This is a genomic window from Thiorhodococcus minor, from assembly GCF_010820565.1.
Lineage (GTDB): Bacteria > Pseudomonadota > Gammaproteobacteria > Chromatiales > Chromatiaceae > Thiorhodococcus > Thiorhodococcus minor.
The window spans coordinates 1-10698 of record NZ_JAAIJQ010000128.1; the positions used below are offsets into that span (position 1 = coordinate 1).

The 10698-nt window shown below is 59.9% G+C and carries 8 protein-coding genes; 6 read left to right on the top strand and 2 right to left on the bottom strand.

Features of this window, described 5'->3' with window-relative positions:
* Positions 1-87 precede the first annotated feature (87 nt).
* The 6 genes from dndC to G3446_RS24370 all read left to right on the top strand — a co-directional run bounded on the left by dndC (position 88) and on the right by G3446_RS24370 (position 9674).
* Positions 88-1437: a DNA phosphorothioation system sulfurtransferase DndC gene (gene dndC / locus G3446_RS24345; RefSeq protein ID WP_164456208.1), complete on the top strand. Its 1350-nt coding sequence runs from the start codon at positions 88-90 to the stop codon at positions 1435-1437.
* Positions 1434-3479: a DNA sulfur modification protein DndD gene (gene dndD / locus G3446_RS24350; RefSeq protein WP_164456210.1), complete on the top strand. Its 2046-nt coding sequence runs from the start codon at positions 1434-1436 to the stop codon at positions 3477-3479. Before dndC ends, dndD begins: the two co-directional genes overlap by 4 nt.
* Before the next feature lie 3 nt (positions 3480-3482).
* Positions 3483-5009 carry an FtsK/SpoIIIE domain-containing protein gene (locus G3446_RS24355; RefSeq protein WP_164456212.1) on the top strand — a complete coding sequence of 509 codons (1527 nt, stop codon included), beginning with the start codon at positions 3483-3485 and terminating at the stop codon, positions 5007-5009.
* Positions 5006-6151, top strand: a complete 1146-nt coding sequence (locus tag G3446_RS24360; RefSeq protein WP_164456214.1) for an AAA family ATPase — start codon at positions 5006-5008, stop codon at positions 6149-6151. Before G3446_RS24355 ends, G3446_RS24360 begins: the two co-directional genes overlap by 4 nt.
* A gap of 18 nt (positions 6152-6169) precedes the next feature.
* Positions 6170-7051, top strand: a complete 882-nt coding sequence (locus G3446_RS24365; RefSeq protein WP_164456216.1) for a hypothetical protein — start codon at positions 6170-6172, stop codon at positions 7049-7051.
* 199 nt (positions 7052-7250) lie between these two features.
* Positions 7251-9674 carry a DNA phosphorothioation-associated putative methyltransferase gene (locus tag G3446_RS24370; RefSeq protein WP_342450221.1) on the top strand — a complete coding sequence of 808 codons (2424 nt, stop codon included), beginning with the start codon at positions 7251-7253 and terminating at the stop codon, positions 9672-9674.
* Between the two features lie 97 nt (positions 9675-9771).
* Here G3446_RS24370 and G3446_RS24375 read toward each other — a convergent pair whose 3' ends face one another.
* Together G3446_RS24375 and G3446_RS24380 are read right to left on the bottom strand one after the other, a co-directional pair.
* Positions 9772-10101 (bottom strand): type II toxin-antitoxin system HicB family antitoxin, encoded by a 330-nt coding sequence (locus G3446_RS24375; RefSeq protein WP_164456220.1) that lies wholly within the window; start codon positions 10099-10101, stop codon positions 9772-9774.
* Complete coding sequence (locus G3446_RS24380; protein WP_245232739.1) at positions 10094-10357, bottom strand: toxin HicA; 264 nt, start codon at positions 10355-10357, stop codon at positions 10094-10096. The genes G3446_RS24375 and G3446_RS24380 overlap by 8 nt, the downstream gene beginning before the upstream one ends.
* Positions 10358-10698: the final 341 nt, after the last annotated feature.

Here is a 10698-nt window from a genome sequence, read left to right on the forward strand (position 1 = left end):
TCTGCGTGTACGCCCAAATCGCCACTAAATGCTTGTTTTAAAATGAATCGCTAGACCCCCCGAAATCCGGGAGAGCCAAGAATTTCTATGCAGATGTTTGAAAAGTCATTAACTAGGGCAACCTGCAAGCCGGAACACATCCAGCTAACTCGGCGGTCGCTCTACGAACAATACATTGCGGATCACCGGTCTTGGGTGGTCGCTTATTCCGGTGGAAAGGACTCAACACTCCTGCTACAGCTGGTCTACGAGATGCTATTGGAGTTTGGGCCTGAGGGTACAAAACCGATCGATATTGTTGCATCGGATACCCGTGTCGAAGCACCGAACGTTGAGGACTATCTTGCGGACCGACTGTCGCGGATCGAGAGTCACGCACGCGCCAACGGCTTGCCCGTTCATGTGCATCGAGTTCAGCCGACGCCCGAGCAAAGCTTCTGGGGCAACCTGATCGGGAAGGGCTATCCGTCACCGACGCGCTGGTTTCGCTGGTGCACGACCAAGATGAAGATCAAGCCTTCTCGGGCGGTGATCGACGGTATCGTACGGAAGCATGGAGGCGTCGTCTTGCTCTTGGGAACCCGCATTGATGAAAGCGCGGGTCGGGCGCAGCGGATGGAAGGACGCGCCACCAACAGCCGTGGGCTCAATCCCCACGGCGAAATCCCAGATGCACTTGTCATGACGCCGATCGCCGATTGGACGACCGATCAGGTCTGGGAATACCTCTTCACCCACAATCCGCCGCCCTGGGGCGGAACCCACGATTTCATGCTCGACCTCTATCGGCAGGCGAGCGGGGGCGAATGCCCCGTCGTCTTGGACCTCAACACCCCATCCTGTGGGGGAAGCCGCTTCGGTTGCTGGACCTGCACCGTCGTCAAGGAGGATAAATCCATGCGTGGATTCATCGACTCAGGGGCTGCTTGGATGCGGCCACTCAATGAATTCCGGGACTGGCTCAAATCGATTCGCGAAGAGACGAGCATGCGGGACGGGATCCGCCGCAACGACTCCATCGGGCCTGGTCCTTTCAATTCCGAGGCACGCAAAACGATTCTGCGGCGGCTCTTCGAGTTGGAGAAGACTGTAGGACGCCGGCTGATCGAGGATGCTGAGATCTCTTATATTCAGCAGCAATGGAGCGATAAGTTCGATGTCACGGATAGCGCGTTGGCCATCGCCAGAGAGTTCGGAAGGGAGGTTGGTTCCTTGAAGGTCACATCTGAAGACGCTTCCAGCGACCTCGCCTTGATCGAGGAGCTGGCCCCTCGCTTCGAGGTTCAAAGTATCTGGGCAACGGATCTCTATCGCTTGATAACCGAGCGCTACCCGTCATTGGATAGCCCGAGCAGTCATCAGCAGCTTTTGGACGATGTGATCAAGGTTGTCGAGAACGCCGTGCGTCAAGCCGATCGGACCGAGCCGGCCGCATGATCTTCGAGAGTATCCAACTCACAAACCTGTTCTCCTATTACGGGGCTCAGGAGATCCAACTCGGCAATCCCCAGCCAGGCCGAAATGTCTGCCTGATCATGGGGCGCAACGGCTTCGGCAAGACCAGTCTCCTAAACAGCCTCAAGCTCTTGTTCACCGGAGTGCGTTATGAGCCCCTGCGTCGCGCGGTGCAGCGCACGCGCATGCCTACGGTCAAGCAATACGTCGAAGGCGCTGGCAACGATTGGTGGGGCATCATGAATCGGCGGGCACGCCACGAAGGCCAGACCCGTTGCTCGGTTCGACTGATCTGGAACGAGGAGAGTGGGCGAGTCACCGCTGAACGCGCCTGGTGCATCGAGAATGGAGCCTGGGACAATGAAGAGCTCTTGACTGTTACGACCGCCACCGAGACGTTCAAGGACGAGGAAGCCCAGGAGTTCCTCGATCGTCGACTACCACAAGATTATGTGTATTTCTTTCTGTTCGATGGTGAGCAGATTCAGGAGTTGGCTGAGTCAAAACGGGATCTGCAACAACGTCAGATGGAGCGCCTCCTCGGAATCGGCGCGATCGACGCCCTTCGGGGGAGTCTGAACCAGGCCATCGGTCGCTGGGAGCGCGACGAGCTTGAACCCCAGGCAAAGGCCGATTTGGAACGTCTGGAGGGAGAGATCAGGGGGACCGAGGCCGATCTGGATTTGCTGGACCGGACGCAAACTAGCCTGGAGCAGGAGATCGAGAGCGATACGGACGCTTTACGACGGATCCGGCGTCGTATCGAGGGCTTGAGCGCCTTTGTTCATCGTCACGACGAGGCCCAGCTGAAAGACGCTCGGGCGCGCATACAGGCTCAGCGGGCCGAGTCTCTGGATCGTCTCTCGGCTCAACTCCCCCGGGATGTCGTATTGCTAGCCAACCCGTCTCTGATCACCCGGGCATTGGAGCGGCTGGACAAGGTACTTGGCAGCGATGCCAATACCCGTTCGCGTGTCTTGAACGCCTTGCTGGAGACGTTGCCAGCGCGCTTATTTGATCAGCCTGCGTTTCCTGATCCGGATATCCGCGATAGTCAGCGGGCCTACTATCGATATAAGTTGACGCGCGTCCTTGAGCAGGAAGCCGAAGCGACCAGCGATACGCTTGACACCACTTTTGCACCAGACCCCCAAGCGGCCGCCGCCGCCCGTGACCAACTCTCACCCTATGTCCAGGCAGACGCACTGCGCTCAGCCAGGGCTGAAGAGTTGCGCCGCTTGCAGGGATTTTCCGCTGAGCTTCGTCAGTTAGAGACCGATTTGTTGAACGTCGGCTCGCTCTCGGAAGAAGAGCGGTCACGCTATGACCGCTATGTGACAGAGCGCGATGAGCTGGAACGACATCTAGATACCAAGAAGAAACGTCAAACTGAGCTTGAAGGGGAAGCCAACGGCCTAAAACGGAAGCTGGACGATGCGCGGAAACGTGCGGACCAAATCAGGGCCAAGATCGGCCAGAATGTGATTATCGAGGATCGAATTGCTACTGCACGGCGTCTTGGCGGCCTATTCGCCGCTTTCAAGGACAAACGAAAGCAGGAACGACGAGAAGAGTTGGAGGAGGCTATCAACCGCCATTTTCGAGTTCTGATGACTTCTCATAATTTGATTGATCGAATTGAGGTGGATGAAGATTTTGGCCTGTCCTACTTGGACTGCGATGGTAAGCCTATCGGGATGGGTGTTCTTTCCGCTGGCATGAAGCAGCTGATGGCGACCGCTTTGCTCTGGGCGCTCAGTGAAGTCTCTGGCAAACAGGTTCCAGTTGTGATCGATACCCCTCTGGCTCGCATCGATCTTTCTCACCAGGAAGGTATCTTGCGGCACTATTACCCCAATGCTGCGGCTCAAGTCATCGTCTTACCCACCGACGCTGAGCTAGACGCACGTAAGCTCGGACTTATCGCCTCACACGTCTATCGTGCTTATCGCCTAACCAATCCTGACGGCGAGCACACGGTTCCTGAGCCGTTGGCCGCAGCAGACCTGATCCAGGGAGGCTAACCGATGGCCGATCTCTACACCGATGCTCGGGACGAGCAGACCATCGACGATGTGCTTCATGGGCTCGGAACTCCACGTGTTCCGAAACTGCGAGTTCTACGCATTGCGTTGGCTCGGTCGCTGCAAATCCCGACACCGCCACCAGAGGACTTCGACGGTAGCGGCCTGGGTGGTAGCGAATACGCTCTAGCTCGCCTCACCGGTGCCGGCCTTGCGGCGGACGATGAAGGTCGACAGGACTACGATCTAGCCGTGCGTGCTCTGCTCAGCGTCTACCACGGCGAGGACATGTTCCAAGGCGAGGAATCTGAACGGCGCTACCGCCGTTATCTGCAACGCCATGTCCGAAGAGGGCTTCAGGAAATCCGCACCACATGGCGTCCGGGTCATGATTTCCACGGCTACCTCTATCACGAGTTGTTCGTCAATGCCGTACCTCGTCCGGCACGCACGGACCTGGGGCAGGAAATCCTCGCAGGGCTGCGGGAAATTGGCGTTTCAGCCCAAATTCGCGGGGTCGAGGACGGTCCCCGCGTCAGCCGGTATCGCATCTATCTCGACGACGTGAATCATTACGATCGAGTCAAGCGGGGCTTGGACAAGCTTGGGCTGCACCTGGGACTGTCTACGCGACAAGGGATTCTCCTTCAAGAGGACGAAGACCGGGAGCGTGAGGCGCGGGTGTTGGCCCTTGACGTGCCCCGTCCTCGGGAAAGTTGGCATACTGTGCCGGGTGCTCGGCTCCGAGATTGGGCCGTTCAGGCGACCGAGGTTCCCACCCTCACGGTTTGGCCGGGGGTGGACGTACTGGGAGAGCCGGTGCGTTTCGACCTGGCTGCGGCACCGCATCTACTCGTCGGAGGCACCACGGGCAGCGGGAAAAGCGTTTGCTTGCATGCATTGCTCTTATCCCTGCTCTGGCGATTGGAGCCACAGGATCTCCAACTCACACTGATCGACCCCAAGCGGGTTGAACTGGTCCATTACGCAGGTTTTCCGCATCTGACGGGCGGTCAGATCATCGAGGATATCGGCGACGCCCTCGAGGCTCTGGATGGGCTCGTCGAGGAGATGGAGCGGCGGACCCTTCTGCTGCGTCAGCATGGAGTCGCGAACCTGATCGAGGGGCGCGAACAGGGGCGGATCGATCTGCCCTTCGTGGTCGTGGTGGTCGAAGAGTTGGCGGATCTGCTGTTCCAATCCAGAGAGGCCGAGCAACCACTGGTGCGACTTACGCAGAAAGCGCGAGCCGTCGGCATACATCTGGTGCTCGCCACTCAGCGTCCGGATGCCGAAACCTTCAGTGGCTTGCTGCGCAGCAATGTGCCAGGGCGCATCGCGCTCTCGGTCCGCACGGCGGCCGAATCCAAGATCATCCTCGACGAAACCGGCGCGGAGAAGCTACTTGGTGCAGGCGATATGCTGCTGCGTCCCCAAGCCGGAGTAGCGGCACGCCGCGCCCACGGGGTGCGTGTCGGCAGCGACGATATCCGGCTCTGTCTGCAAAGCGTTCGCGGGAGGTCTCAATGAGCGACATGACCGTCTACGAGTTCCAACCCCTTTGGATGACCCTGGATCGGGTCGGCCCATTCCAGGGATCGCCTTACGAGATCGATTTCACCGACGAGGAGAGCCGCCCTTGTAACATCTTTCTTTTGATGTCCGAGAACGGGCGCGGCAAGACTACGGTTTTGGACTGCATGACGGTGCTGATGCGGCAGCTCGGTGAGCTCGATCCCGAGCGGTTTGGCCATGAGGATCTCGACGAAGGCCGGGGGCGGATTCAGCTTGACGTGCTGACTCGGATCTACTGGCAGGGGAGCGACCATCGCATCGTCCTGTCCCTCCTGGCGGGGGACATTGGCGAGGAGACTTTTCTGAAGGTCTGGGATGACGCGGATCTCAAGCGGTATGGGGCGGAGCGTTGGCACCGGACAGGGTATCGGCAGCGAGCACGCGGCCGGCTGGTGGAAATCGAGCGCCGTGACGACCTCGTTCAAGACTTGCGACATACCCTGATCGACGCAAGCCGGATGGCACCGGAGGGTTTTGCCAATTCAACTCTGAGTCTGCCCACGACCCTGTTCTTCCCGGCCTACCGGGACATTCCGCCAGTTCTTGGCATCGAGGAACGGCCGATTATTCAGCCAGAATATTGGGGCTACCGTTCAGCTCAGGAGTTTGCCGCCCACGGGACTCATTGGACCGAGTCACTGGACAATCTCCTTGTTTGGCTTGTCTGGTTGAACAACGGCAGCTATGAGGATGCGGTGAAGACGGTAAACGATACCGTATTCGGAAAATCCCCAGACAAATTCCTGGCTCCCGAAATCCGCCGAGTTCCGCCAGAGGCTGTCGTCCATAGCGGGGATCAGACACACCGCTTGGACCGTCTCTCCAGCGGAGAAAAGAATCTAGCTCAGCTCTTCTTGCGGATTGGCGCTCACAGTACCCGTAATACATGGATCCTGGTGGACGAGATCGATGTCCACCTGCATGTACGATGGCAGCACAAGGCGTTGAATTTGATGAAAGAGCAGGTCCGTCGACAACCCGGAACGACGGTCATCGCCGCCACTCACTCTGTCGAGATTCTGGAGGCTTTTCCGGTCGATATACGGGAGGATGGCTTGGTCAAAGGAGGATGGATCATTGAGGACAATCTGCATTAGGAGGCTACTTCAAGGGACATGGGCGCGTTCAAGAAGTTGAAACAGACAGACAAATTGGTGCTCAAGCAACGCGGCGGAGCAGTCGTCTTCTTGGAGTCGAATGACGATTTCGAGATCATCGCTCAGCGGTGGTTCTTCAACGAGGGCGAGGACATTGTTTTTCAATCCGCCGACACCTACGAGAAAGGCACCGGTGGTGGCGGTTGCGGTGCGGTCATCGACCTGGTCAAGGGAGCCAGGTCGGATGGAATCAGTGCATTCGGCATCGTCGATCGGGACGTTCTGCTGAACGACCAGGACTGGCCCTTGTGGTGGGAGCATCAGGACGATTTGTTTCTGACGGCCCGTCCCTATGGAATTCACATCCGCGTGCTGCTGCGCTGGGAACTGGAAAACTACCTGCTCGACCCCGGTGCCATGTCCACTGTTGCCAACGATGCGGGGATGACGTCGAAGCACTCGATCGAATCCACGGTTGCACTGTGCCTCGAATGTGCCGAGGAGTTGAAAGATAGAACGGCGGCAACCGTGGCGGCGAAAGCCGAGAATATTTCGCCTCCTGCTGAAGCATACGGATGCAATCCTTTGTTGTGCGGCACCGATTTCACCGCCGAGCTGGAGAGCCTTCTGACCAAGAAGGGCGTCGTTGACGCCGCCGAATCGATGCGGAGTGCGCGCACGAGGATCGACCGATTCGATGCGGATATGGCTCCACAAACTCAGCGATGGGAACGTCTTGTCCGTATGCTCGATGGTAAAGCCGCCCTCAAGTACGTCAGCCACCGGGCACATACGCGATTCGACGAAAATCGAGCGGCCCTGGCCCGCCGGCTGTTCGAAACGGGACAGATTCCAGTGGAGATCGCTCAGTACATAAGCGAGTTCAAGGCGGCTGCATAGAGATGGCTGATCGCATTTGATGCCTGTGATTCCGAGCAAGATCGTCGGGCGTCGAACTTACCTCCATGTCCGTGCGCTGGCATGTCTAGATTCGGAAACCTCGGCTCGCGTTGCGGCGGCCGAAATGTTGGCTGGGGTCGAGCGGTACGCGCAGTTCAATCTGTTGCGTTTTGATGATTCTGACTCCCGTCTCGCGCTCTTGAACTATCCAACTTTCGACGATGACGCCTTTCCTGCCCTTCAGGAAAGTTGGCTGGTCGACCTCGTCCAGCGCTCGGTGAGCTACCGCACCTATGCTGACTCGCTGAATCCGCCGATTCTGCATCGCAAGGAGCTTCTGCTGGCGGAGGATGATCCGCGCCGAAAGGCGTGCGCGGCGCTCACGGAAAGTTGTGAACTCGTCGGCCTATTCGATGATCCTCGGCGCATTGGCTACCAACGGCAGTGGCTTGCGCTCATTCGGGAGAAGGGCTATCGCCTCGACGGTTACACGCTTGTCCCGCTGGGCAACGAGGAATCGAATGTGGCGTTGGAGGAGGAGGAACCCCGACAGGCCGGCTGGGAAGCCTCGCGCCACTTGACCGCCCTGGTTCGCTACGGCTTCTCCGCCCCCATCCAATCCCTGGCGCGCTATGGCTTCCTCGATGGGCGACATCGGCTGTTCGACTACGGTTGCGGTCGGGGTGACGACGTGCGCGGGCTGGTCGAGAACGGACTCAGTGCGTCGGGTTGGGATCCGTACTACGCGCCGGACAACCCCATTGCATACGCCGACCTGGTCAACCTGGGGTTTGTCATCAACGTCATTGAGGACTTCGATACGCGGTTGGAGGCCCTGACGCGCGCCTGGTCTCTGGCCGAGCGGCTGCTGGTGGTCTCGGTGATGCTGTCGAATCAGAACGACCCACGCGGCGAGCGCTTTCGCGATGGGGTCATGACTCAGCGCGGGACCTTTCAGAAGTATTACACCCAGGCGGAGATCAAGGCCTTCGTGGAGCAGGTTCTGGACGAGGAGGCGATCCCGGTCGCGCCCGGGGTGCTCTATGTCTTCCGTGACAAGGACGTGGAGCAGCGTTTTCTCGTCGACCGCTACCGGACGCGGCGCAATCGGTTGCGTGAGCCGACGGCGCGGCCGCCTGAGCGGGTCGTTCGGGCGCGGGTCGTTCGCGAGCGGCGCGATCGGGCGGCGGAGAAGCACGCTGCCTATCGCGAGCCGCTGGAGCGCCTGTGGGAGCTGTGGTTGCGCCTGGGCCGCAAGCCCGACAAGTCCGAGGTCGAGGATCTGGTTGTGCTGACGGAAGGCTTCGGCTCGCTGCCCAAGGCGCTGCGGTTTCTCGAAGGGCGCTATGGAACGGATGCGATCGAGCAGGCGGCTGCCGCGCGGGTGGCCGACCTGGAGGTCTATTTCGCGCTCCAGTTCTTCGAGTGGCGTAAGCCTTACAGTCATCTGGAGCGCGGACTCCAACGCGACATCAAGGCCTTCTTCGGCGACTATGCGACGGCCAAGGCGCAGTCGACCGAGCTGCTGTTTCGCATCGCCGACATTGCCGCCATCGAAGACGCCTGTCGCGAGGCCGCCGAGCATGGCTTGGGCTGGCTGGAGCCTGGGCAGTCGCTGCAGCTGCATGTGAGCTTGGTCGAGCAGCTCCCGCCGCTGCTGCGCATCTACGTCGGCTGTGCCGCCGTGCTCTATGGCGACTACCGCAACGCCGATCTGGTGAAGATCCACATCGCCTCGGGCAAGGTCAGCCTGATGCGCTACGACGACTTCGAGGGCCGGCCCCTGCCGCGCCTGATCGAGCGCGTTAAGATCAAGCTGCGCGACCTGGATATCGACTACTTCGCCTATGGCGAGGAGTATGCGCCGCCATTCCTCTTCGACAAGTCGCGCTACATCAATGAGGAATTCCCGAGCTATCCGGTGCAGCTCGCCTTCGAGGCGGCGCTGGACGCTCTGGGACTCTTCGACCTCACCGGCTATGGGCCGCCCCCCGGTATCTTCTCGGAGACCCTGGCGCGGCATCGCTGGACGATTGAGGGCTTCGATCTCGTGCGCGTCCAGTCTGTCCCCGAGCTGGACGATCCCTGCGGGCGCTTTCTCACCTTCCGTCAGCTGATCGCGTGCGGCGAGACCCAGGCGAGCACCGGCTTGGCGAATCTTCCCAAGCAGCCCGAGAGCTATCACGCGCTACTGGAGCTGGCCGAGCAGGTGCTCGACCCCGTCATCGACTACTTCGGCATGATCCGGCTGACCTATGGCTTCTGCTCGCCGGAGCTGGCACGCAAGATCCCGGGCCGCATCGATCCGAAGCGCGATCAGCATGCCGCGCACGAGGTCAACCGGCTGGGCAATCGGGTCTGCGAGCGGCTGGGCGCGGCGGTGGATTTCCTCGTCGAGGACGAGAGCATGCTGGAGGTGGCACAGTGGATCCTGGCGAGCACCCCCTTCGATCGGCTCTATTTCTATGGGGACGACCTGCCGATCCACGTCAGCTACGGGCCGAGTCAGGATCGGCAGATCGTCCATATGGTCGCGGGCAAGGGCGGGCGGTTGGTGCCGCGGGTGGTGTCGGAGGAGGCGTTTCTGGGGCTGGAGCGCGGCCGTCTGGAGTCGATGGGGTGAGTGGGCCGGCTCCCGCGCGATGCGGGGGCTGGGAATCACTCGGCACGACGCGGCGGGAGCGGCATCTGTTGGACTTTGCGGGTGCGCGCTTGCGTGCTCAGGGCTTAGCCAGTTGATCGCTGACGATCCGATTGAGGCTGACATTGGCCTCGGCTGCCCGAACCGCTAACCGGCGATGAAGCTCGGGCGTGATACGTACCTGGAATCGCCCGGAGTACTCGCGATCCGCGATGGGAACTGGGGGCGTCTCTCCCGCGGATTCCATGTCCGCGACGATGTCGGCAACTAGGTCGACGATGCCCGCCAGGGCTGCACCCTGGCTCGAGTCCAGGTGTGACAGGCTAGGAAATTCGGCGCAGAGACCGACGAATTCGCCATCGTCTGCGGACCAGATCACGCGATAGGTGTAGTGCTTGGGATCAACCATTTTTGAGCCTGTCGATTGCCGCAAGAACCTGTTTGACTTGGTAGGGTTTGGCTTTGCCATGGCTGTCTTGAATGTTGACCCTCGGGTCGCCGGGCCAGGGGGTCTTGAAGATGAGGTGGCTGCCAGACTGACGCGGCGCACCGAAGTAGTGCTCGCATAGCCGGCGCAGATCCGCGAAGCGGACATTGGCGTCGGGTTTGCGCGAGCCTCTTGCAAGGTCTTTTCGATGCCACTCATCCCTATAGTTTAGTTGCATTATTGGCACTGAAAAATCGGGAGATGAGGCCTCGGGAAGGTGGGCCAAGGCAGGATTGGCAGTTTGTGCGCGTGGCGGCTAGCAAGAGTGGGCGGTTGGTGCCGCTGTCGATGTCAGGGGAGGCGTTCTTGGGTTTGGAGTGTGGCGGACTGGAGTCGATGGGGTGCGTTGACTGATTGCTGCGTTAGGCGGGAGATGCTCTTGCGGGGCGGGCCTATGGGGCCAACCCACTCGGAGCGCTCCAATCTCGGCATCATGGGTAGGTGAGTGCGGTCAGCGAATTTGATGGTTACACGATCGGGCTAGCTGATGGAAGTCAGCGCTGAGCGGCGTGTTGGTCG

Bases quoted from the DNA above. Each gene is read 5' to 3' on its own strand.
- G3446_RS24375 (WP_164456220.1), bottom strand. From the start codon at position 10,101: ATGGTTGATCCCAAGCACTACACCTATCGCGTGATCTGGTCCGCAGAC.
- dndC (WP_164456208.1), top strand. From the start codon at position 88: ATGCAGATGTTTGAAAAGTCATTAACTAGGGCAACCTGCAAGCCGGAA.
- G3446_RS24380 (WP_245232739.1), bottom strand. From the start codon at position 10,357: ATGCAACTAAACTATAGGGATGAGTGGCATCGAAAAGACCTTGCAAGA.
- dndD (WP_164456210.1), top strand. From the start codon at position 1,434: ATGATCTTCGAGAGTATCCAACTCACAAACCTGTTCTCCTATTACGGG.
- G3446_RS24365 (WP_164456216.1), top strand. From the start codon at position 6,170: ATGGGCGCGTTCAAGAAGTTGAAACAGACAGACAAATTGGTGCTCAAG.
- G3446_RS24355 (WP_164456212.1), top strand. From the start codon at position 3,483: ATGGCCGATCTCTACACCGATGCTCGGGACGAGCAGACCATCGACGAT.
- G3446_RS24360 (WP_164456214.1), top strand. From the start codon at position 5,006: ATGAGCGACATGACCGTCTACGAGTTCCAACCCCTTTGGATGACCCTG.